Source organism: Cupriavidus sp. 86D6 (genome assembly GCF_057815095.1).
In genome coordinates, this window is sequence record NZ_JBYPSB010000028.1 from 1 (window position 1) to 22,961 (window position 22,961).

Here is a 22,961-nt window from a genome sequence, read left to right on the forward strand (position 1 = left end):
CAATCCGCGAAGGTGGCCGTACCGTCGGCGCCGGCGTTGTGGCAAAGATCCTCGACTAAGCAATTGGTCGAACTGGCGAGCGCGATACCAACCTGTCGCGTTCGTTTGCCAGAGGGGTTGGCTTGAAGCCGGCCCCAAAGTTGTTTTAGGGGTATAGCTCAACTGGCAGAGCGTCGGTCTCCAAAACCGAAGGTTGGGGGTTCGATTCCCTCTGCCCCTGCCAAATCAATCAGCCGCGTCGCGAGTAAGACTTGTGACGCGGCTTAGTCTCGTTTGCGAAACATGGCTAATCCCAATGTCGAAACCGTAGGCGCCTCGAGCGGCAAGTGGATGCTCGTCGCTGCGGTGCTCCTGGTGGTTGCCGGAGTCATCGGTTTCTACGCGCTGGCTCAGCAGCCGTCGTACGTACGTGGCGCCGCGCTTTTTGCCGGCCTCGCCCTGGGCGTCGTCGTGGCGCTGGTCTCCGCGCCGGGCAAGGACTTTGTGGGATTCGCACGTGAATCGTACCGGGAAGTTCGCAAGGTCGTTTGGCCGACGCGCAAGGAAGCCGGTCAGATGACGGGCCTCGTGTTTGCCTTTGTGGTGATCATGGCGCTGTTCCTGTGGTCGGCCGACAAGCTCATCGAGTGGGTGATCTTCTCCCTTGTCCTGGGCTGGAAATAAGAGGTAGCACATGACGGATAACGCTCAGCAGGAAACCACGGCCGCAGAATCGCCTTCGTCGAAGAAGCGCTGGTACGTGGTGCACGCCTACTCCGGCATGGAAAAGAGCGTGCAGCGCGCGCTGCAGGAGCGCATCGAGCGCGCCGAGATGCAAGACAAGTTCGGTCGCATCCTGGTGCCTTCGGAAGAAGTGGTAGAAATCAAGGGCGGTCACAAGTCGGTGACCGAGCGTCGTTTCTTCCCCGGCTACGTCCTGGTGGAAATGGAAATGACCGACGAAACCTGGCACCTGGTGAAGAACACCAGCAAGGTGACCGGCTTCGTGGGCGGTGCACGTAACCGTCCGAGCCCGATTTCCCAGCGGGAAGTCGACAAGATCATGACCCAGATGCAGGAAGGGGTCGAGAAGCCGCGTCCCAAGACGCTGTTCGAAGTGGGCGAAATGGTGCGCGTCAAGGACGGCCCGTTCACCGACTTCAACGGCAACGTCGAAGAAGTGAACTACGAAAAGTCGCGCCTGCGCGTGACGGTCACGATCTTCGGACGCGCAACGCCGGTCGAGCTCGAGTTCGGCCAGGTCGAAAAGGTTTGAGGATTTTCTCCGCTGCGGCCCGCAAGGGTGGCAGCGGAAGGATAGGGCGGCCGGAAGGCCGGCCCGAAGAGGAGCGTGAGGTCCTGCCCCGGCATGGCGATAGCGCGTTACGACTCAACAGGATCTGATTTCCGCAACAGGAACGGATCCGGATTGGAGTAAAGATGGCCAAGAAGATCATTGGCTTTATCAAGCTGCAGATTCCGGCTGGTAAGGCAAATCCCTCCCCGCCCGTTGGTCCCGCACTGGGTCAGCGTGGTCTGAACATCATGGAGTTCTGCAAGGCGTTCAACGCCCAGACCCAGGGTATGGAACCCGGTCTGCCGGTGCCGGTGGTGATTACCGCCTTCGCCGACAAGAGCTTCACGTTCGTGATGAAGTCGCCCCCGGCGACCGTGCTGATCAAGAAGGCAGCAGGCATCACCAAGGGTTCGCCGAAGCCCCATACCGACAAGGTTGGCAAGATTACCCGCGCCCAGGCTGAAGAAATCGCCAAGGCCAAGAACGCTGACCTCACCGCCGCCGACCTCGACGCCGCCGTGCGTACGATCGCTGGTTCGGCGCGTTCGATGGGCATCACCGTGGAGGGTCTGTAAATGGCTAAGGTTTCGAAGCGCGTCGCCGCCAACAAGGCGAAGATCGAGCGCACCAAGTTTTACCCGATCGACGAGGCCCTGGGCCTGGTGAAGAGCTGCGCCTCGGCGAAGTTCGACGAGTCGATCGACGTGTCCGTGCAACTGGGCATCGACGCCAAGAAGTCGGACCAGGTTGTTCGTGGTTCCGTCGTGCTGCCGGCTGGTACCGGCAAGAGCGTCCGTGTGGCCGTGTTCGCCCAGGGCGAAAAGGCCGAGGCCGCCAAGGCTGCTGGCGCCGAAGTGGTCGGCATGGAAGACCTGGCCGAGCAAGTCAAGGCCGGTAACCTGAACTTCGACGTCGTGATCGCTTCGCCGGACACGATGCGTATCGTCGGTACGCTGGGTCAGATCCTCGGCCCGCGCGGCCTGATGCCGAACCCGAAGGTTGGCACCGTGACGCCGGACGTGGCCCAGGCCGTGAAGAACGCCAAGGCTGGTCAGGTGCAATTCCGTGTCGACAAGGCCGGTATCATCCACGCCACCATCGGTCGCCGTTCGTTCGACGACGCCGCTCTGAAGAGCAACCTGAGCGCCCTGCTGGACGCCCTGGTCAAGGCCAAGCCGGCAACCAGCAAGGGTGTGTACCTGCGCAAGGTGGCCGTGTCGTCGACGATGGGCGTTGGTGTTCGCGTCGAACAGACCTCGCTGTCGGCCTGAGCTGACGGCAATCCTCTGACCGGATCCCGATAACGCCGGCCAGGGCAGGAATTGAGGATCGTGGCAGTGCCGCGATCGTCGCAAGGCTTTGGGCAGTGGCATCAGCGGCGCGCATGGCGCGCGGCAGGTGCTGCTGGTTATCAAAGACCGCTGGTGTTCACACCGCCTCTGGCAGCGTGGACTTAATCGGTCGGCACATGCGGGGCTTGCCCCGATGGCAGCCGGCCCGCCAGCGCAGATGGCGCACCCGAAGGGATTGATGACGCCGGAGCAATCCGGTGGATTCGGGCCAATCGGACGCCGTTCGTTTGGACTGATGCGCCGTTTGGCGGGCAACCGTCGAATACGCATCGTTTTGGAGCTTAACCGTGCCACTCAATATTGAAGATAAGAAGGCCGTCGTTGCTGAGGTCTCGGCGCAAGTCGCCAAGGCCCAGACTATCGTCGTGGCCGAATATCGCGGCATTGCGGTTGGCGATCTGACCAAGCTGCGTGCCAACGCTCGTCAGCAAGGCGTGTACCTGCGCGTTCTGAAGAACACGCTGGCGCGCCGTGCCGTCGAAGGTACGCCGTTTGCAGCCCTCGCAGAGCAGATGACCGGTCCGCTGATCTACGGTATTTCCGAAGATGCAGTGGCCTCGGCCAAGGTTCTGAACGACTTTGCCAAGACCAACGACAAGCTGGTCCTGCGCGCTGGGTCGTACGACGGCAAGGTGCTCGACGCTGGTGCCGTGAAGGCCCTGGCTTCGATCCCGAGCCGTGAAGAACTGATCTCGCAGCTGCTTGGCGTGATGCAGGCGCCGGTGTCGGGCTTCGCCCGCCTGCTGGCCGCACTGGCTGCCAAGAACGCCGAAGGCGCTCCCGCGGAAGCGGAAGCCCCGGCCGCCTGAGCTGCCGCATAGACAGATCGCAATACCGATCCCGAATCAAATCTAGTAGGAGTAATCCAAATGGCAATCACTAAAGACGACATCCTGGAAGCCGTTGGCGCGATGTCCGTGATGGAACTGAACGACCTGGTCAAGGCGTTCGAAGAGAAGTTTGGCGTGTCGGCTGCTGCCATGGCTGTGGCTGCTGCCCCGGGCGCTGGCGGTGCTGCCGCTGCTGAAGAAAAGACCGAGTTCAACGTGATCCTGGCCGAAGTCGGCGCCAACAAGGTTGGCGTGATCAAGGCCGTGCGCGAAATCACCGGTCTGGGCCTGAAGGAAGCCAAGGACCTGGTCGATGGCGCACCGAAGCCCGTGAAGGAAGGCGTGGACAAGGCCGCTGCCGACGAAGCCAAGAAGAAGCTGGAAGACGCCGGCGCCAAGGTCGACGTCAAGTAAGTGGTACCGCGCGTGCCTCTGTGGCACGCGGCAGGGGCTGGCAAAGGGAAATTCCCGGCGCCAGCCTTTTTGCGCTTCTGCGGAGGTGTTCGATCCGTCACCCGAGAAGCGGCGCAAACCGGCCCGGATGGGTGAAATGTGAATTAAGCTATGCTTGGCAGGCGATAATCCATCGCTGCCTCAGCAGAAGCCAAACATCAGTGGCACACTAGGTGGTTGCTGATGTTTGTCTTCTGAACCGACTGCAGAAGACAAGTTTGGTCGGGTGTCCCCCGGACGTGTGCAGGCATTGCGCCGTGCAATGACCACACCGTCCGCAGCGTGCGGGCACCGTCAGCCAGAGGTTGGTAGCGGCCAACCGCCAAATCCCCTCCCAGTCGCTGAACACCTCAGGTGCCGGCCAGGTCCAGCCAGCCCTGCGATGATTCGGAGATCCCATGGCGTACAGCTTCACCGAAAAGAAGCGCATTCGCAAATCCTTTGCGAAGCGCGCGACGGTTCATCAGGTTCCATTCCTGCTTGCCACACAGATTGAATCCTACACCCAGTTCTTGCAAGCGGAAACGCCGACCGCGCGTCGCAAAAGCGAGGGTCTGCAGGCCGCTTTCAACGCGATTTTCCCAATCTCCTCCCATAACGGGCTTGCCCGTATGGAGTTTGTCTCGTATCACCTGTCCAACCCGCCGTTCGACGTCAAGGAATGCCAGCAGCGTGGCCTGACGTTCCACTCGGCGCTGCGTGCCAAGGTTCGCCTGATCATCAACGATCGCGAAAATCCGGGCAAGGTGAAGGAAGTGAAGGAGCAGGAAGTCTACATGGGCGAAATTCCGCTCATGACGTCGACCGGTTCTTTCGTGATTAACGGCACCGAGCGTGTCATCGTTAGCCAGCTGCACCGCTCGCCGGGCGTGTTCTTCGAGCACGACAAGGGCAAGACGCACAGCTCGGGCAAGCTGCTGTTCTCGGCGCGGATCATCCCGTACCGTGGCTCGTGGCTCGACTTCGAATTCGATCCGAAGGACATCCTGTACTTCCGCGTCGACCGCCGCCGCAAGATGCCGGTGACGATCCTGCTGAAGTCGATCGGCCTGACGCCGGAACAGATCCTGGCGCACTTCTTCGTTTTCGACAACTTCACGCTGCAGGGCGAAGGCGCGCAACTCGAGTTCGTGCCCGAGCGTCTGCGCGGTGAAGTCGCGCGCTTCGACATCGCCGACAAAAACGGCCGCGTCGTCGTGGAGAAGGACAAGCGTATCAACGCCAAGCACATCCGTGACCTGGATTCCGCCGGCACCAAGCTGATCAGCGTGCCCGAGGACTACCTGCTGGGCCGCGTGCTGGCCAAGAACATCATCGACCCGGATACCGGCGAGGTGATTGCCAACGCCAACGACGAGCTGACCGAGACGCTGCTGGAAAACCTGCGCGAAGCCGGTGTCAAGCAGATCCAGACGCTGTACACGAACGATCTCGACCAGGGTCCGTACATCTCGCAGACGCTGCGCGTGGACGATACCGCCGACCAGACGGCCGCGCGTATTGCCATCTACCGCATGATGCGTCCGGGCGAGCCGCCCACCGAGGACGCCGTGGAAGCCCTGTTCCAGCGCCTGTTCTACAGCGAAGAGTCGTACGACCTGTCGCGCGTTGGCCGCATGAAGGTCAACAGCCGTCTGTCGCGCCCGAGCGGCGAGGGCAGCATGGTGCTGCAGGACGAGGACATCCTCGAGACGATCAAGATCCTGGTGAACCTGCGTAACGGCAAGGGCGAAGTCGATGATATCGACCACCTGGGCAATCGTCGCGTGCGTTGCGTCGGCGAGCTGGCCGAGAACCAGTTCCGCGCCGGCCTGTCGCGCGTGGAGCGTGCCGTCAAGGAACGTCTGGGCCAGGCCGAGACCGAGAACCTGATGCCGCACGACCTAATCAACTCGAAGCCGATTTCGTCGGCGATTCGCGAGTTCTTCGGTTCGTCGCAGCTCTCGCAGTTCATGGACCAGACCAACCCGCTGTCGGAAATCACCCACAAGCGCCGTGTTTCGGCCCTTGGCCCGGGCGGTCTGACGCGCGAGCGCGCCGGCTTTGAAGTCCGTGACGTGCACCCGACCCACTATGGCCGTGTGTGCCCGATCGAAACGCCGGAAGGCCCGAACATCGGTCTGATCAACTCGCTGGCACTGTATGCCCGCCTGAACGAATACGGCTTCCTGGAAACGCCGTACCGCAAGGTGGAAAACAGCAAGCTGACCGACCAGGTGGATTACCTGTCGGCCATCGAGGAAGGCAAGTACGTGGTGGCGCAGGCCAACGCGACCGTTGACGCCGACGGCAACCTGACCGACGAACTGGTGTCGGCACGTGAAGGTTCCGAGCGTGAAACGCGTATGGTCACGCCGGACCGCGTGCAGTACATCGACGTGGCGCCGTCGCAGATCGTGTCGGCCGCTGCATCGCTGGTGCCGTTCCTGGAACACGATGACGCGAACCGTGCACTGATGGGCGCGAACATGCAGCGTCAGGCCGTGCCTTGCCTGCGTCCGGACAAGCCGCTGGTGGGTACCGGCATCGAGCGCACCGTGGCCGTTGACTCGGGTACGGCCGTGCAGGCGATGCGTGGCGGCGTGGTGGACTACGTCGACGCAATGCGTGTGGTGATTCGTGTGAACGACGACGAAGCCGTGGCCGGCGAAGTTGGCGTGGACATCTACAACCTGATCAAGTACACGCGTTCGAACCAGAACACCAACATCAACCAGCGTCCGATGGTGAAGGTTGGCGATATCGTTGCACGCGGCGACGTGATCGCTGACGGCGCCTCGACCGACCTGGGCGAGCTGGCACTGGGCCAGAACATGCTGGTGGCGTTCATGCCGTGGAACGGCTACAACTTCGAGGATTCGATCCTGATCTCGGAGCGTGTGGTTGCCGAAGACCGCTACACCTCGATCCACATCGAGGAACTGTCGGTCGTGGCCCGCGACACGAAGCTGGGACCGGAAGAAATCACGCGCGACATCTCGAACCTGGCCGAAGCGCAACTGGCGCGTCTGGACGAGTCGGGCATCACGTACATCGGCGCCGAAGTGGAAGCTGGCGACGTGCTGGTGGGCAAGGTCACGCCGAAGGGCGAGACCCAGCTGACGCCGGAAGAGAAGCTGCTGCGCGCAATCTTCGGCGAGAAGGCTTCGGACGTGAAGGACACGTCGCTGCGCGTGCCGTCGGGCATGAGCGGTATCGTGATCGACGTGCAGGTCTTCACGCGTGAAGGCGTGACGCGCGACAAGCGCGCCCAGTCGATCATCGACGACGAACTGAAGCGTTACCGCCTGGACCTGAACGACCAGCTGCGTATCGTGGAAGGCGATGCCTTCCAGCGTCTGGAGCGCCTGCTGCTCGACAAGACCGTCAACGGCGGTCCGAAGAAGCTGGCCAAGGGCGCCAAGCTGACCCGCGAGTACCTGGCCGACCTGGACAAGTACCACTGGTTCGACATCCGTCCGGCCGACGAGGAAGTGGCTGCCCAGCTGGAAGCCGTGAAGGAAGCCATCGAGCAGAAGCGTCACGAGTTCGACCTGGCCTTCGAAGAGAAGCGCAAGAAGCTGACGCAGGGCGACGAACTGCCGCCGGGCGTGATCAAGATGGTCAAGGTGTATCTGGCCGTCAAGCGCCGCCTGCAGCCGGGCGACAAGATGGCCGGCCGTCACGGTAACAAGGGTGTCGTGTCGAAGATCGTCCCGATCGAAGACATGCCGTACATGGCCGACGGTACGCCGGCGGACATCGTGCTGAACCCGCTGGGCGTGCCGTCGCGGATGAACGTGGGCCAGATTCTGGAAACCCACCTGGGCTGGGCCGCGCGCGGTCTGGGCCAGCGCATCGGCGACATGCTCAAGGCGTCGGCCAAGGCGCAGGAACTCCGTCCGCTGCTCGCGCAGATCTACAACGAGAGCGGCAAGGCGGAAGACCTGGACAGCCTGAGCGATGCCGAAGTGCTGGAGCTGGCAGGCAACCTGAAGAAGGGTGTGCCGTTCGCCACGCCGGTGTTCGATGGTGCGCACGAAGCCGAAATCCGCCGCATGCTCGACCTGGCCTACCCGGACGAGATCGCCCGGGAGAAGGGCCTCACGGCATCGAAGCAGCAGGTCACGCTGTACGACGGCCGCACCGGCGAAGCGTTCGAGCGTCCGGTCACGCTGGGTGTGATGCACATGCTGAAGCTGCATCACCTGGTGGACGACAAGATGCACGCCCGTTCCACCGGCCCGTACTCGCTGGTGACGCAGCAGCCGCTGGGCGGTAAGGCCCAGTTCGGTGGCCAGCGTTTCGGTGAGATGGAAGTGTGGGCACTGGAAGCCTACGGCGCATCGTACGTGCTGCAGGAAATGCTGACGGTCAAGTCCGATGACGTGAACGGCCGTACCAAGGTGTACGAAAACATCGTCAAGGGCGAGCACTCGATCGATGCCGGCATGCCGGAATCGTTCAACGTGCTGGTGAAGGAAATCCGCTCGCTGGGTATCGACATCGATCTGGATCGCTACTGATTCGCCGATTGATGCGGGTGCCGGCCACGGCGGGCACCCACCAGCGCAGGTTTCCCACAGGATTGAATGCCGCTGCTCCGGACAGACTCCGGACCGGCGGCGAAACAAGGAGTTGCAATGAAAGCATTGCTCGATCTCTTTAAGCAGGTTCAGCAGGAAGAGCAGTTCGACGCGATCAAGATCGGTCTGGCCTCGCCGGAGAAGATCCGTTCGTGGTCGTACGGCGAAGTGAAGAAGCCGGAAACGATCAACTACCGTACGTTCAAGCCGGAACGCGATGGTCTGTTCTGCGCCAAGATCTTTGGCCCGATCAAGGACTACGAGTGCCTGTGCGGCAAGTACAAGCGCCTGAAGCACCGTGGCGTGATCTGCGAGAAGTGCGGTGTCGAAGTGACGCTGGCCAAGGTGCGCCGCGAGCGCATGGGCCACATCGAACTGGCCGCGCCGACCGCGCACATCTGGTTCCTGAAGTCGCTGCCGTCGCGTCTGGGCATGGTGCTCGACATGACGCTGCGCGACATCGAGCGCGTGCTGTACTTCGAAGCGTTCGTGGTGCTGGAACCCGGCATGACCCCGCTCAAGAAGAGCCAGATCATGTCGGAAGACGACTACCTGGCCAAGTGCGACGAGTACGGCGAGGGCGAATTCGTGGCCATGATGGGTGCCGAGGGCATCCGTGAACTGCTGCGCGGCATCGACATCGAGAAGCAGATCGAACAGATCCGCGCCGAGCTGCAGGCCACCGGTTCCGAAGCCAAGATCAAGAAGTTCGCCAAGCGCCTGAAGGTGCTGGAGGCGTTCCAGCGTTCGGGCATCAAGCCCGAGTGGATGATCCTGGAAGTGCTGCCGGTGCTGCCGCCCGAACTGCGTCCGCTGGTGCCGCTCGATGGTGGCCGTTTCGCCACGTCGGACCTGAACGACCTGTATCGCCGCGTCATCAACCGTAACAACCGTCTGAAGCGCCTGCTGGAGCTGAAGGCCCCTGAAATCATCGTGCGCAACGAAAAGCGCATGCTGCAGGAAGCCGTCGACTCGCTGCTGGACAACGGCCGTCGCGGCAAGGCGATGACGGGCGCCAACAAGCGTCCGCTGAAGTCGCTGGCCGAGATGATCAAGGGTAAGGGCGGTCGTTTCCGTCAGAACCTGCTGGGCAAGCGCGTGGACTACTCTGGCCGTTCGGTCATCGTGGTGGGCCCGACGCTGAAGCTGCATCAGTGCGGTCTGCCCAAGCTGATGGCGCTGGAGCTGTTCAAGCCGTTCATCTTCCACAAGCTGGAAACGATGGGCATCGCCACCACCATCAAGGCGGCGAAGAAGGAAGTGGAAAGCCAGACGCCGGTGGTGTGGGACATCCTCGAAGAGGTGATCCGCGAGCACCCGGTGATGCTGAACCGCGCGCCGACGCTGCACCGCCTGGGTATCCAGGCGTTCGAGCCGGTGCTGATCGAAGGCAAGGCCATCCAGCTGCACCCGCTGGTCTGCGCGGCATTCAACGCCGACTTCGACGGTGACCAGATGGCCGTTCACGTGCCGCTGTCGCTGGAAGCCCAGATGGAAGCCCGCACGCTGATGCTGGCGTCGAACAACGTGCTGTTCCCGGCCAACGGCGATCCGTCGATCGTGCCGTCGCAGGACGTTGTGCTGGGTCTGTACTACACGACCCGCGACAAGATCAACGGCAAGGGCGAAGGCATGACGTTTGCTGACATCAGCGAAGTCATCCGTGCCTACGAAAACAAGGAAGTCGAGCTCGCATCGCGCGTGAACGTCCGTATCACCGAGTATGAAGTGGTGAACAAGGACGCCGACGGCGACGCACGTTTCGCACCCAAGATCACGCTGCAGGCCACCACGGTCGGCCGCGCGATCCTGTCCGAGATCCTGCCGAAGGGCCTGCCGTTCTCGGTGCTGAACAAGCCGCTGAAGAAGAAGGAAATCTCGCGCCTGATCAACACGGCATTCCGCAAGTGCGGTCTGCGCGAGACCGTGATCTTCGCCGACAAGCTGCTGCAGTCGGGCTTCCGCCTGGCAACGCGCGCCGGTATCTCGATCGCCATCGACGACATGCTGGTGCCGCCGCAGAAGGAGAAGATCATCTCCGACGCGGCCGCCAAGGTGAAGGAATACGACAAGCAGTACATGTCGGGTCTGGTGACGGACCAGGAGCGTTACAACAACGTCGTGGACATCTGGGGCGCCGCTGGCGACCAGGTGGGCAAGGCGATGATGGAGCAGCTCCAGCACGAAGATACGGTCGATCGGAACGGCAATACCGTCAAGCAGGAATCGTTCAACTCGATCTACATGATGGCGGACTCGGGTGCTCGCGGTAGCGCGGCCCAGATTCGTCAGCTGGCGGGTATGCGTGGCCTGATGGCCAAGCCGGATGGCTCGATCATTGAAACGCCGATTACGGCGAACTTCCGTGAAGGCCTGAACGTTCTGCAGTACTTCATCTCGACCCACGGCGCGCGTAAGGGCCTGGCCGATACGGCACTGAAGACCGCAAACTCGGGTTACCTGACCCGTCGTCTGGTCGATGTGACGCAGGATCTGGTCGTGGTGGAAGACGATTGCGGCACGACCAACGGCGTGGCCATGAAGGCCCTGGTCGAAGGCGGTGAAGTGATCGAAGCCCTGCGCGACCGTATTCTGGGCCGTGTGACGGTGGGCGACGTGGTGAATCCTGAAACCCAGGAAACCGCGATCGAAAACGGCACGCTGCTGGACGAAGACCTGGTCGAGCTGATCGACAACATCGGCGTGGACGAAGTCAAGGTCCGCACGCCGCTGTCGTGCGACACGCGCTACGGCCTGTGCGCCAAGTGCTACGGCCGCGACCTCGGCCGTGGCGTGCTGGTGAACTCCGGCGAAGCGGTGGGCGTGATCGCTGCACAGTCGATTGGCGAGCCGGGTACCCAGCTGACCATGCGTACGTTCCACATCGGTGGTGCGGCATCGCGTGCGGCAGTGGCATCGAGCGTGGAAGCCAAGGCCACCGGTACGGTGCGCTTCACGGCGACCATGCGCTACGTGACGAACGCCAAGGGCGAACTGATCGTGATCTCGCGTTCGGGCGAGGCACTGATCACGGACGACCACGGCCGCGAGCGCGAGCGCCACAAGATCCCGTACGGCGCCACGCTGCTGGTGCAGGACGGCCAGGCCATCAAGGCCGGTACGCAGCTGGCCACGTGGGACGCACTGACTCGTCCGATCGTTTCCGAATACTCGGGCACGATCAAGTTCGAGAACGTGGAAGAAGGCGTGACCGTTGCCAAGCAGATGGACGAAGTCACGGGCCTGTCGACCCTCGTGGTGATCGACGCCAAGCGCCGTACGGCTGCCACCAAGGGCCTGCGCCCGCAGGTGAAGCTGCTCGACGCGAACAACCAGGAAGTCAAGATTCCGGGCACGGACCACTCCGTGACCATCGGCTTCCAGGTGGGCGCGCTGATTACCGTGAAGGATGGTCAGCAGGTGCACGTGGGTGAAGTGCTGGCACGTATCCCGACCGAATCGCAGAAGACCCGTGACATTACCGGTGGTCTGCCGCGAGTGGCCGAGCTGTTCGAAGCCCGTTCGCCGAAGGACGCCGCCGTGCTGGCGGAAGTCACCGGTACGGTGTCGTTCGGCAAGGACACGAAGGGCAAGCAGCGCCTGGTGATCACGGACCTGGACGGCAACGCCCACGAGTTCCTGATCGCGAAGGAAAAGCAGGTGCTGGTGCACGACGGCCAGGTGGTGAACAAGGGCGAAATGATCGTGGAAGGTCCGGCGGACCCGCACGACATCCTGCGCCTGAAGGGCATCGAAGAGCTGGCGCACTACATCGTGGACGAAGTGCAGGACGTGTACCGTCTGCAGGGCGTGAAGATCAACGACAAGCACATCGAAGTGATTGTTCGTCAGATGCTGCGCCGCGTGCAGATCCAGGACGTGGGCGATACCAAGTTCATCCCGGGTGAACAGGTGGAGCGTTCGGAACTGCTGGACGAAAACGATCGCGTGATCGCCGAAGGCAAGCGTCCGGCCATCCACGAGAACCTGCTGCTGGGTATTACCAAGGCGTCGCTGTCGACCGACAGCTTCATCTCGGCGGCATCGTTCCAGGAAACGACGCGCGTGCTGACCGAAGCCGCGATCATGGGCAAGACCGACGATCTGCGTGGTCTGAAGGAAAACGTGATCGTGGGTCGTCTGATCCCGGCCGGTACCGGCCTGGCCTACCACCGTGCCCGCAAGGCGCGCGAGGCAGCCGAGCGCGAACGCGCCCAGGCGATCAGCGACGAAGAGCAATCGCTCTTCATCGAGCCGCCGGTGGTGCAAGCCACCGAGGGCGACGGCGACGCAGTCTGATCGCGATCCTCGCAGTTACGCAGCAATGAAAAACCCGGCTCGATCGAGCCGGGTTTTTTTTCGTCTCGTGCCGATCGGTTCGATCGCTTGGTATGGATCAAACCGGCAGGTCGGCAGTGGCGCTACGGTGTGGGATCTTTCATTCCGCTCGCCCGGCAGCGCTTCGATCATGACGCTACAGACGCCTGCACGTTGGGTTTGTCGGCTGCTGAGCGCGGCCGGATGCGGTGCCATGATCGCCACGGCGTCGATGGCCCACGCGTTTAAGCTGGACCTACCCCCAAAGCCGCCGCAAACCATCGAGGACGAACGCCAACTGCGCTTCACGCAGCAGCACGATTGCGCCGCCGGCAAGGGCGATGCGAATCTGTGCGCCATGCTCGAGCAGCAGGCGCGGCAGCAGCAAATCGATGCCGTGCGTCGGGACACATCGCCGGCCGCCATGCCTCGTCCCGTCGATCCCGATCCGCTGTCCGGGCGGGGCATCCCGCTGCCCGGTGGCCTTCGGTAAGGCCACTGCATCAGCATATCCACGCGTCAGGCACCCGCCGACGATGCCGTCTTGCCCGAGTGACTCGAGGCCGGGCATACGAATGGCACGGGCGTAGATCGTCGGATCGTAGTCCACGTCGGCAGGCCCACGCTTGCGCTATCGCAAATTCGCCAGAATTGCTCGGGCGTAAATCGGTGGAATGATGCCGATCCGCGACATCGGCGAAACCGTACCCATCGGAATTCCCGTTGCATCCCCCAGGCGTGGAGGAAACGCGATGGCACATTGATCGCATCGTTACTACTCAAACTACCCACGGAGGATCCGGACGATGCTTGCCAGGACTTTAGTTGCCGCCATGCTCGCCAGTGTGTCTGGCGCGTTGTACGCCATGACGGCAGACGCGCTGAAACGCGCTGACGACCTTTACCAGGCCAATTGCGCGGTCTGCCATTCCGCCAGCCGGGGCGGCTACGTCGGGCCCGCCCTGCACAAGGACAGGCTGGTGCAGAGCGATGCCGCGCTGCGTGGCGCGATCATGACCGGCATCCCCGATACGCTGATGCCGCCGTTCCATTCGCGCATGTCCGATGAGGACATCCGGCTGGTGGCGGAGTACATCCGGACCCAGCCCGTGGGCAAGCCGGAATGGTCGATGCAGCAGATTCGCGACAGCCTCGAAGTGCTGGTGGATGAATCCACGCTTCCGTCGAAGCCCACGTATCAGATCGGCTCGGTCTATGACCTCATGGTGGTCATGGCGCGCGGTCGCTACGGGCGCGGTACGGGCAACGACAACGCGAAGACGGTCTTCCTGGACGGCACGACCAACCAGGTAGTTGGCGAAATTGCTACGCCGATCGCACCGCACATCATGGAGTTCAGCCCCGTCAACGAGCGATGGGCCTGGCTGAAGAGCGATGACGGCCACGTCTACAAGATCGACCTCTACTCGCTCAAGGTCGTGCGCAAGGTCAAGACAGGGCTGACCGGGCCCGGTATCGCCGTGTCCATGGACGGCAAATGGCTGGCGGCCAGTTCTTTCGTGCCGAACCTGGTGGTGATTCTGAAGGCGGACACGCTGGAGCCCGTGAAGTACCTGCGGCTCGAAGGCAAGGACCCCGATGGCAAGTTCATCCAGTCGGCGGGTGGCCCGGTCATCGGCAGCCGCATCAACAACAAGTTTGCGCTGACGCTGCGTCAGGCCGGCCAGATCTGGATCGTCGATCCGGACCGCGAAGGCATGCCGGTGACGAAGCTGGAAGGCGTGGGCCGCATGCTGCACGACACATTCCTGACGCCCGATGGGCGCTACTCGATGGTGGCGTCCTACGGCGACAACAAGATCGTGGCCATCGACCTCAAGGAGAACAAGGTGGCGCGCGATATTCCGGCCGGCTGCCAGCCCCATGTGGGCTCCGGTGCCGTGACCCCAGTGGGTGGCCGGATGCTGGCGTTCGGCACGAATATCGGCAAATGCGACAAGGGCGATGTCGTGACGGTGTGGGACACGAGCGACTTCTCGGTGGTGAAGAACATCAAGGTGGATGGCCCAACGGAATCGCCAGCCGCGCATCCCGACGCACCGTACGTGGCCGTGGATATCGTCTCGAAGGACAAGAAGGCCGCGCACATCCAGCTGATCGACAAGCAATCGCTCGAAGTCGTGCGCACGCTCGATGCCGGCGGCCATGCGTTCTTCCCGGAATACACCCGTAATGGCCAGTATCTGTACGTCAGCGCCGGCTACTACGGCGATCGCCTGCGCGTCTACGACAGCAAGACGCTTGCCCTGGTGGCCGAACACAAGATGGAAAGCCCTGCCGGCATCTTCTCGCGTGCGCGCACGCAGTGGATCTCGGTGGGTTTGCCGGCGACGCGGAAGAACTGAGGAGAGTGGCCATGATCAAGTCTCGATGGAACAAGCCGGCCGCGCTGCTCGCCCTGATGACGGCGGCCATGACCGTGCATGCGGCGACGCCTGCCACAGCCGCGGCGCCGTCCGCACCGACTGCGCCGGCAGCGCAGAAGCTGCCCGATCAGGTGGCGGCCATCCTGCCGCTGTGCGCGTCGTGCCATGGGATCGACGGCATCAGTAGCGTCGCCCTGTATCCCAATCTTGCCGGACAGAAGCCGGAATACCTGGCCAAGCAACTGCGCGACTTCAAGGCCGCGCGGCGAGATGATGCCGTGATGCGACCGATGGCGGAGCCGCTGGACGACGCCGCCATCGACGCGTTGTCACGCCATTTCGGCACGATGCCCGGGGCGCGCTAGGCATCCACGGCCAGGCTGACCGATGTGCTGGAAGCCGGTTGCCGCGCGTGGCAACCGGCCACCGTCAGCTTTAGCCTGGCCATCGCCTCGCGGATCTGCGCAACGTTCTGCGAGGCGTAGCCCAGCAGTAGCACGCGGTTGCCGGCTGCAGCAATGTGCGCACAGGCGGCTTCTTCCATGGTGTACAGCCTCACGCCTTGCGCCAGGGCGCGGTTCGCGATACTGGGGGCGTCCGGGGTGCCGGGCGGCAAGTGCAGTGCCACATGCATGCCGGTGCCTGTGCCGCTGATCTGGCAGTGGGCGCCCCAGATGTCGCGCAAGCCGGAGAGCAGGGCATCGCGTTGCTCGCGATAGCGGCGGCGCAGCCGGTACAGATGCCGGCTGTAATCGCCATATTCGAACAGCCGTGCCAGCACGGCCTGCTCGAGCCAGGGACATCCGTGATTCAGCAACGCCTTGCGACGCGCGATGGCGTCGGTGAGCCAGGGCGGACACACCATGAATCCGAGTCGCAGGCCCGGCCCGAGTACCTTCGAGAACGATCCGACGTAGACCACACGCGATGGATCGAGCGCCATGAGCGGCGGTGGCGGCGCGCTGTCGTAGGCGAAGTCGCCGTCGTAGTCGTCCTCGATCACGCAGGCGCCGACTTGCGCGGCCCAATCCAGCAACGCGCGGCGCCGGTCCATCGACATCGTGTAGCCGAGCGGATACTGATGCGACGGCGTGGTGTACGCCAGTTGCTCCGGCCCATGCGGCAGCGCGTGCGTGCACAGGCCGTCCGCGTCGACAGGTACCGCGATCCGTACCGCGTGCCGGAGGTGGGGCAGGTTGCAGAAGCCCGCATAGCCGGGCGATTCCACCACGACGCGGTCCCCGTGGTGGACGAGATGCGCGGAAAGCAGGTGCAGTGCCTCCTGGACGCCGGCGACGATCAGGATCTGCGTCGGATCGACCGCCAGCGCGCGGGTCGCGGCAAGGTAGTCGGCGATCTGCATGCGCAGGCCCCAGAGGCCCTCCGCCGGCGGATATTCGCTGATGGCGTGCCGCATCTGGCGCAGCAGCGGGTTCGACAACATGGCCCAGCGGCGCGTCGGAAAGGCATCCGGCGCGGGACGTCCGATCTTGAAGTCGAACGTCACGGGATAGCGGGGCGGGGCGGCATGCACGCCAGGCGGCGATATGCCGGCACTCGCCTGCAATGACCGGGGAGGCACCGCTGGCGCTTCGGGGATGGCCGGGACGGGAGGTGGCGCGGGTGACGCGCGCGGGATCGCTTCCGCCACATAGAAGCCGCGACCCGGCTCGCCCCGCAGCAGGCCGGCGTCGGTCAGGCCTTCATAGGCGCCGACCACGGTGTTGCGCGAGACGCGCAGCATGGCAACCAGGCAGGCGATGGACGGTAGCCGATCGTCCGGCTGCAGACGGCCGGACAGGATCATGTGTTCCACCTGCCGCATGATCTGCCGCTTGTACGGTTCCGATCCATCGCGCAGGATCTCGATGGGCAGGGAAAAGGAATGGCGCTGCATGTTGCTATCTTGGGGACCTCGCCTGCCATGCTATGACCGGCGTGCCGCACGGTGCTTGTGCTGGCGCAAGACTGTCGGCGGCGCCGCCAAATCGCGTGTGGAGATTGGCGCCAGTGCCACACCGGCGCAGACACATTCCGTCCGATCGGGCATGGAGTGGTATGGTTACGCCTTTCCCGGCTTTCCGATCTGCTGCTGTCCCATGTCGCGCGCCCTGGCGATCCTCAAAGAAGTCTTCGGCTACCACGCATTCCGTGGCACGCAAGCGGAGATCATCGACCATGTGGCGGACGGCGGCGATTGCCTGGTGCTGATGCCGACCGGCGGTGGCAAGTCGCTTTGCTATCAGATTCCGGCGTTGCTGCGCCAGCAGGCCGGCCAGGGCGTGGGCATCGTGGTATCGCCGCTGATCGCGCTGATGCAGGACCAGGTGGCGGCGCTGACCGAAGCCGGCGTGCGCGCCGCGGTGCTGAACTCCACGCTGAGCAGCAGCGAGGCCTCGGCGGTCGAGCGCGACCTGCTGGCCGGGCGGCTGGACATCCTCTATGTGGCGCCCGAGCGGCTGATGACGCCGCGCTTTCTGGATCTGCTGGATCGCACCCGCGTGGGTTTGTTCGCCATCGACGAGGCGCATTGCGTGTCGCAATGGGGCCACGACTTCCGGCCGGAATATATCCAGCTGTCTGTGCTGCACGAGCGATTCCCGAATGTGCCGCGCATTGCGCTGACCGCCACGGCCGACGCGCTGACGCGTAACGAGATCATCGAGCGGCTGGCGCTCGACGATGCGCGCGTCTTTATTTCCAGCTTCGATCGTCCCAATATCCGCTACCGCATTGTCGAAAAGGACAACGCGCGGAACCAGCTGCTGGCGTTCATCAAGGCCGAGCATATGAACGGCGACGGCGGGCACGACAGCGGCATCGTCTATTGCCTGTCGCGCAAGAAGGTGGAAGACACCGCGCAATGGCTGGCCGGTCACGGCATCAACGCGCTGGGCTACCACGCCGGCATGGATGCGCAGGTGCGGCAGCATCGTCAGGCGCGCTTCCGCGAGGAAGAGGGCATCGTGATGGTGGCCACCATTGCCTTCGGCATGGGCATCGACAAGCCCGATGTGCGGTTCGTGGCGCATCTGGACCTGCCCAAGAGCATGGAAGGCTATTACCAGGAAACCGGGCGTGCCGGCCGCGACGGCCTGCCGGCCAATGCCTGGATGGCCTACGGGCTTGGCGATGTCGTCCAGCAGAAGCGCATGATCGACGAGTCGGAGGCCGACGACGCGCACAAGCGCGTGTCATCGTCCAAGCTCGACGCGCTGCTGGGTCTGTGCGAAACGGCGGGCTGCCGGCGCGTGCGGATTCTGGCCTATTTTGAAGAATCGGCGGGCCCTTGCGGCAACTGCGATACCTGCCTGGAGCCGCCCGCCACCTGGGACGGCACGCGCGAGGCGCAGATGGCGCTGTCCTGCGTGTACCGCACGGCGCAGGCCAGCCGCGTGCATTTTGGCGCCACCCACCTGATCGACGTGCTGCGCGGCAATGCCAGCGAGAAGATCCGGCAGTGGGGCCATGACAAGGTGTCGACGTTCGGCATCGGCAAGGATCTGTCGGTGGCCGAATGGCATGCCATCTTCCGGCAATTGATTGCCCACGGCCTGCTGGTGATCGATCACGGTGGCCATGGCGCGCTGCTGCTGGGCGATCCGGCGCGGGCCGTGCTCAAGGGCGAGCAGTCGGTCACGCTGCGCCGGCAGGTCAGCAAGCCGGGCAAGTCCGGCGAACGCGCGGGGCGCGGCGGGCCGCGTACCGATCACACGGCGACGATGGATGCCGATACGCTTTCCAACTGGGAGGCGCTGCGGGCCTGGCGCACGGCCACCGCCAAATCCCACGGCGTGCCGGCCTACGTGATCTTCCACGACGCCACGCTGGCCGAGCTGGCACGCAGCGCGCCGGAATCGCTCGACGAACTGGCCGAAGTGCCCGGAATCGGTGCATCCAAGCTCGAGCGTTACGGCGAGGAAATCCTCGAAACGCTGCGCGGCAACTGAACGGGCGGGGCGGCCCGGGCGACACGGGACACGGGACACGGGACACGGGACACGGGACACGGGACACGGGACACGGGACACGGGACACGGGACACGGGACACGGGACACGGGGGACGCAGGGTATACGTTGCGTATACCCCTTGACCGTTGTCAGTGCCCCTGCTAGAGTGCCAGATTCGAGTTTTTGGCTTTGGATTTCGCACGTCCCTCGGAATTGTGCCCTCAGCGGCGCAACCAGGCAGGCGGCAGCGGGATCCGGGCGAGCTCGCGCTCTTTGGCAAGTCTGTCACTTCACAGCCCTTCCTTCAGAGCGTCCGCTCACCTTTCCCGTCCAAAACCCGTAGTTGCCCCTTGGTCAGAGCCTGGCGAAGGGGTGTTTTTGTAAAACCAAGCTGGATTGAACAATGCCAACTATCAACCAACTGGTTCGCAAGCCGCGCGTCTCTGAAGTCGTCAAGAGCAAGAGCCCGGCGCTTGAGAACTGCCCCCAGCGTCGCGGCGTGTGCACCCGTGTGTACACCACGACGCCGAAGAAGCCGAACTCGGCACTGCGTAAGGTTGCCAAGGTGCGCCTGACCAACGGTTTCGAAGTCATTTCGTATATCGGCGGTGAAGGCCACAACCTGCAGGAACACTCGGTCGTGCTGATCCGCGGCGGCCGTGTGAAGGATCTGCCGGGTGTGCGTTACCACATCGTCCGTGGTTCGCTGGATCTGCAAGGCGTGAAGGACCGCAAGCAGGCCCGTTCGAAGTACGGTGCGAAGCGTCCGAAGGCTGCCTAAGCTTTTACGCAAAGCAATATCCGACAGCCATGACAGGACGTCATGGAGCTGTCACCAGGCGGCGGTACAACGGAGCGTTTTTTGTGCGCCGTGCCGTCGAGTAAGTGGTCACCCGGCGAATTTGTCCAGTCAGTGTGCTGGCAAGCTAGTTGGTGGCCGGAGAGCGCGATTATTCAGACCGCCTCTCAACTGAATCTTAAGGAAAGAAGATGCCACGTCGTCGTGAAGTCCCCAAGCGGGACGTTTTGCCTGATCCGAAGTTCGGTAACGTTGAAGTTGCCAAGTTCATGAACGTGCTGATGCTGGACGGCAAGAAGTCGGTTGCCGAACGTATCGTGTACGGCGCGTTCGACCAGATCGAAAAGAAGGCAGGCAAGGCCCCCATCGAAGTGTTCTCCGTTGCGATCAACAACGTGAAGCCGGTGGTGGAAGTGAAGAGCCGTCGCGTGGGCGGCGCCAACTATCAGGTTCCGGTCGAAGTCCGTCCGTCGCGTCGTTTGGCATTGGCGATGCGTTGGCTGCGCGAGGCCGCGAAAAAACGCAGCGAGAAGTCGATGGCGCTGCGCCTGGCAGGTGAACTGATGGAAGCTGCAGAAGGCCGCGGCGGCGCAATGAAGAAGCGCGACGAAGTACACCGCATGGCCGAAGCCAACAAGGCGTTCTCGCACTTCCGCTTCTAAAGCGCGCGAAAAACGCTGTTGGTTGCCGGGCGGGCTGTGTTTTCACACATCTCGCCCGTTTGTGTTAAAGGCGCAGACCATGAGATTTCTGCGCCTCATGGACGAATAGAGGATTAAAGTGGCTCGTAAGACTCCCATTGAGCGTTACCGTAACATCGGTATTTCGGCTCACATTGACGCGGGTAAAACCACCACGACCGAGCGGATCCTGTTCTACACCGGTGTGAACCACAAGATCGGTGAAGTGCATGATGGCGCGGCCACCATGGACTGGATGGAGCAGGAGCAGGAGCGTGGCATCACGATTACCTCCGCTGCTACCACCGCCTTCTGGAAGGGCATGGGCGGGAACTATCCCGAGCACCGCTTCAACATCATCGACACCCCGGGGCACGTGGACTTCACCATCGAGGTGGAGCGTTCCATGCGCGTGCTGGATGGCGCCTGCATGGTGTACTGCGCAGTGGGTGGCGTGCAGCCCCAGTCGGAAACCGTCTGGCGTCAGGCCAACAAGTACGGCGTGCCGCGTCTGGCGTTCGTCAACAAGATGGACCGTACCGGCGCGAACTTCTTCAAGGTTTACGACCAGCTGAAGACCCGCCTGAAGGCCAACCCGGTGCCCGTCGTGGTGCCTATCGGCGCTGAAGACGGCTTCCAGGGCGTGATCGACCTGCTGGAAATGAAGGCGATCATCTGGGACGAAGCCAGCCAGGGCGTGAAGTTCGAATACCAGGACATCCCGGGCGAACTGCAGGCCGTCGCTGACGAATGGCGCGAGAAGATGGTCGAGTCCGCCGCCGAAGCCAGCGAAGAGCTGATGGAAAAGTACCTGGGCGGCGAAGAGCTGACCCGCGCCGAGATCGTCAAGGCGCTGCGTGACCGTACCATCGCCTGCGAAATCCAGCCGATGCTGTGCGGCACCGCGTTCAAGAACAAGGGCGTGCAGCGTATGCTGGACGCCGTGATCGACTTCCTGCCGTCGCCGGTGGACATTCCGCCGGTCAAGGGCGTGGACGAAAGCGACGACGAGAAGAAGCTCGAGCGCAAGGCCGACGACAACGAGAAGTTCTCGGCGCTGGCATTCAAGATCATGACCGACCCGTTCGTCGGCCAGCTGATCTTCTTCCGCGTCTACTCGGGCAAGATCAACTCGGGCGACACCGTGTACAACCCGGTGAAGCAGAAGAAGGAGCGTCTGGGCCGTATTCTGCAGATGCACGCCAACCAGCGCGAAGAAATCAAGGAAGTGCTGGCCGGCGACATCGCCGCTGCCGTGGGCCTGAAGGACGCGACCACCGGCGACACGCTGTGCGATCCGGCTGCCCCGATCGTGCTCGAGCGCATGGTGTTCCCGGAGCCGGTGATCTCGCAGGCTGTCGAGCCGAAGACCAAGGCTGACCAGGAAAAGATGGGTATCGCCCTGAACCGCCTGGCCGCCGAAGATCCGTCGTTCCGCGTGCGTACCGATGAAGAATCGGGCCAGACCATCATTTCGGGTATGGGCGAGCTCCACCTGGAAATTCTGGTCGACCGCATGAAGCGCGAATTCGGCGTGGAAGCCAACATCGGCGCGCCGCAGGTGGCCTACCGCGAAACCATTCGCAAGAAGGCCGAGGACGTCGAAGGCAAGTTCGTCAAGCAGTCGGGCGGTCGCGGCCAGTATGGCCACGCCGTGATCACGCTGGAACCGCAAGAGCCGGGCAAGGGCTTCGAGTTCATCGACGCCATCAAGGGCGGTGTGATTCCTCGCGAATACATCCCGGCGGTCGAGAAGGGTATCGTCGACACGCTGCCGGCCGGTATCCTGGCTGGCTTCCCGGTGGTGGACGTGAAGGTCACGCTGACGTTCGGTTCGTACCACGACGTGGACTCGAACGAAAACGCGTTCCGCATGGCCGGCTCGATGGCTTTCAAGGAAGCCATGCGCAAGGCCAGCCCGGTTCTGCTGGAGCCGATGATGGCCGTGGAAGTGGAAACGCCGGAAGACTACACGGGTACCGTGATGGGCGATCTGTCGTCCCGCCGCGGCATCGTGCAGGGCATGGACGACATGGTTGGCGGCGGCAAGATCATCAAGGCCGAAGTTCCGCTGTCGGAAATGTTCGGTTACTCCACCGCGCTGCGCTCGGCCACGCAAGGCCGCGCCACGTACACCATGGAATTCAAGCACTACGCCGAGGCACCGAAGAATATCGCCGAAGCTGTGATGACGGCCAAGGGCAAGTAATAAAGCTTCGCCGCCACGCATGACCTGCGTGGCGGCGCAAAGAATTGAATCTGACTGTATTCCATTAGGAGCTGAAACATGGCAAAGGAAAAGTTCGAGCGGACCAAGCCGCACGTGAACGTAGGTACGATTGGTCACGTT

General features: G+C 63.0%; 16 protein-coding genes, 1 tRNA gene and 1 pseudogene. 17 read left to right on the forward strand and 1 reads right to left on the reverse strand.

The genetic code is table 11. The features are described 5' to 3' along the window. Positions 1-147: 147 nt before the first annotated feature. From AC3G88_RS28915 to AC3G88_RS28970, 12 genes are all read left to right on the forward strand, one after another. Positions 148-223: transfer RNA gene (locus AC3G88_RS28915), tRNA-Trp, on the forward strand. Between the two features lie 59 nt (positions 224-282). Next, positions 283-663 (forward strand): preprotein translocase subunit SecE, encoded by a 381-nt coding sequence (gene secE / locus AC3G88_RS28920; RefSeq protein ID WP_029051587.1) that lies wholly within the window; start codon positions 283-285, stop codon positions 661-663. 10 nt (positions 664-673) lie between these two features. Beyond that, positions 674-1,255, forward strand: coding sequence for a transcription termination/antitermination protein NusG (gene nusG, locus AC3G88_RS28925; protein ID WP_008649197.1), 582 nt, complete (start codon positions 674-676; stop codon positions 1,253-1,255). Between the two features lie 164 nt (positions 1,256-1,419). Beyond that, the gene (rplK, locus tag AC3G88_RS28930) at positions 1,420-1,851 is read left to right on the forward strand and encodes a 50S ribosomal protein L11 (RefSeq protein WP_010810467.1); all 432 of its coding nucleotides are present in this window, start codon (positions 1,420-1,422) and stop codon (positions 1,849-1,851) included. After that, on the forward strand, positions 1,852-2,547 hold the full coding sequence (gene rplA / locus AC3G88_RS28935) for a 50S ribosomal protein L1 (RefSeq protein WP_029051588.1): 696 nt from the start codon (positions 1,852-1,854) through the stop codon (positions 2,545-2,547). A gap of 368 nt (positions 2,548-2,915) precedes the next feature. Further along, complete coding sequence (gene rplJ / locus AC3G88_RS28940) at positions 2,916-3,437, forward strand: 50S ribosomal protein L10 (RefSeq protein ID WP_029051589.1); 522 nt, start codon at positions 2,916-2,918, stop codon at positions 3,435-3,437. A 60-nt stretch (positions 3,438-3,497) separates the two neighbouring features. Then, positions 3,498-3,872 (forward strand): 50S ribosomal protein L7/L12, encoded by a 375-nt coding sequence (gene rplL, locus AC3G88_RS28945; protein WP_029051590.1) that lies wholly within the window; start codon positions 3,498-3,500, stop codon positions 3,870-3,872. A 437-nt stretch (positions 3,873-4,309) separates the two neighbouring features. After that, positions 4,310-8,416 carry a DNA-directed RNA polymerase subunit beta gene (gene rpoB, locus AC3G88_RS28950; RefSeq protein ID WP_400392774.1) on the forward strand — a complete coding sequence of 1,369 codons (4,107 nt, stop codon included), beginning with the start codon at positions 4,310-4,312 and terminating at the stop codon, positions 8,414-8,416. A gap of 117 nt (positions 8,417-8,533) precedes the next feature. Then, on the forward strand, positions 8,534-12,775 hold the full coding sequence (gene rpoC / locus AC3G88_RS28955; protein ID WP_092603747.1) for a DNA-directed RNA polymerase subunit beta': 4,242 nt from the start codon (positions 8,534-8,536) through the stop codon (positions 12,773-12,775). Between the two features lie 25 nt (positions 12,776-12,800). After that, positions 12,801-13,286: a hypothetical protein gene (locus tag AC3G88_RS28960; RefSeq protein ID WP_488894454.1), complete on the forward strand. Its 486-nt coding sequence runs from the start codon at positions 12,801-12,803 to the stop codon at positions 13,284-13,286. 313 nt (positions 13,287-13,599) lie between these two features. Beyond that, on the forward strand, positions 13,600-15,159 hold the full coding sequence (locus AC3G88_RS28965) for a cytochrome D1 domain-containing protein (protein WP_488773989.1): 1,560 nt from the start codon (positions 13,600-13,602) through the stop codon (positions 15,157-15,159). A gap of 11 nt (positions 15,160-15,170) precedes the next feature. Next, a complete protein-coding gene (locus AC3G88_RS28970) occupies positions 15,171-15,545 on the forward strand; it encodes a c-type cytochrome (RefSeq protein ID WP_488894455.1) in 375 nt (124 codons plus the stop codon). Here the strand turns inward: AC3G88_RS28970 and pdxR are convergent. After that, on the reverse strand, positions 15,542-17,077 hold the full coding sequence (gene pdxR / locus AC3G88_RS28975; RefSeq protein ID WP_488894456.1) for a MocR-like pyridoxine biosynthesis transcription factor PdxR: 1,536 nt from the start codon (positions 17,075-17,077) through the stop codon (positions 15,542-15,544). The two genes, AC3G88_RS28970 and pdxR, sit on opposite strands and share 4 nt — an antisense overlap. Before the next feature lie 202 nt (positions 17,078-17,279). On the opposite strand from pdxR, the gene recQ reads away from it, so the two are divergent. The 5 genes and pseudogenes from recQ to AC3G88_RS29000 all read left to right on the forward strand — a co-directional run. Further along, positions 17,280-19,130, forward strand: coding sequence for a DNA helicase RecQ (recQ, locus tag AC3G88_RS28980; RefSeq protein WP_488894457.1), 1,851 nt, complete (start codon positions 17,280-17,282; stop codon positions 19,128-19,130). Between the two features lie 405 nt (positions 19,131-19,535). Continuing rightward, positions 19,536-19,913 carry a 30S ribosomal protein S12 gene (rpsL, locus tag AC3G88_RS28985; RefSeq protein ID WP_010810460.1) on the forward strand — a complete coding sequence of 126 codons (378 nt, stop codon included), beginning with the start codon at positions 19,536-19,538 and terminating at the stop codon, positions 19,911-19,913. A gap of 209 nt (positions 19,914-20,122) precedes the next feature. Beyond that, the gene (gene rpsG / locus AC3G88_RS28990) at positions 20,123-20,593 is read left to right on the forward strand and encodes a 30S ribosomal protein S7 (protein ID WP_066734316.1); all 471 of its coding nucleotides are present in this window, start codon (positions 20,123-20,125) and stop codon (positions 20,591-20,593) included. 118 nt (positions 20,594-20,711) lie between these two features. Then, positions 20,712-22,820: an elongation factor G gene (gene fusA / locus AC3G88_RS28995; protein WP_400393460.1), complete on the forward strand. Its 2,109-nt coding sequence runs from the start codon at positions 20,712-20,714 to the stop codon at positions 22,818-22,820. A 78-nt stretch (positions 22,821-22,898) separates the two neighbouring features. Then, a pseudogene (locus AC3G88_RS29000) lies at positions 22,899-22,961 on the forward strand (GTP-binding protein); the annotation flags it as partial.

Coding starts and splice junctions, on each gene's coding strand:
- rpoB (WP_400392774.1), top strand. CDS start 4,310: ATGGCGTACAGCTTCACCGAAAAGAAGCGCATTCGCAAATCCTTTGCG.
- AC3G88_RS28970 (WP_488894455.1), top strand. CDS start 15,171: ATGATCAAGTCTCGATGGAACAAGCCGGCCGCGCTGCTCGCCCTGATG.
- recQ (WP_488894457.1), top strand. CDS start 17,280: ATGTCGCGCGCCCTGGCGATCCTCAAAGAAGTCTTCGGCTACCACGCA.
- rplA (WP_029051588.1), top strand. CDS start 1,852: ATGGCTAAGGTTTCGAAGCGCGTCGCCGCCAACAAGGCGAAGATCGAG.
- rplL (WP_029051590.1), top strand. CDS start 3,498: ATGGCAATCACTAAAGACGACATCCTGGAAGCCGTTGGCGCGATGTCC.
- rpsG (WP_066734316.1), top strand. CDS start 20,123: ATGCCACGTCGTCGTGAAGTCCCCAAGCGGGACGTTTTGCCTGATCCG.
- pdxR (WP_488894456.1), bottom strand. CDS start 17,077: ATGCAGCGCCATTCCTTTTCCCTGCCCATCGAGATCCTGCGCGATGGA.
- rpsL (WP_010810460.1), top strand. CDS start 19,536: ATGCCAACTATCAACCAACTGGTTCGCAAGCCGCGCGTCTCTGAAGTC.
- AC3G88_RS28965 (WP_488773989.1), top strand. CDS start 13,600: ATGCTTGCCAGGACTTTAGTTGCCGCCATGCTCGCCAGTGTGTCTGGC.
- rpoC (WP_092603747.1), top strand. CDS start 8,534: ATGAAAGCATTGCTCGATCTCTTTAAGCAGGTTCAGCAGGAAGAGCAG.
- rplK (WP_010810467.1), top strand. CDS start 1,420: ATGGCCAAGAAGATCATTGGCTTTATCAAGCTGCAGATTCCGGCTGGT.
- secE (WP_029051587.1), top strand. CDS start 283: ATGGCTAATCCCAATGTCGAAACCGTAGGCGCCTCGAGCGGCAAGTGG.
- AC3G88_RS28960 (WP_488894454.1), top strand. CDS start 12,801: ATGAAAAACCCGGCTCGATCGAGCCGGGTTTTTTTTCGTCTCGTGCCG.
- nusG (WP_008649197.1), top strand. CDS start 674: ATGACGGATAACGCTCAGCAGGAAACCACGGCCGCAGAATCGCCTTCG.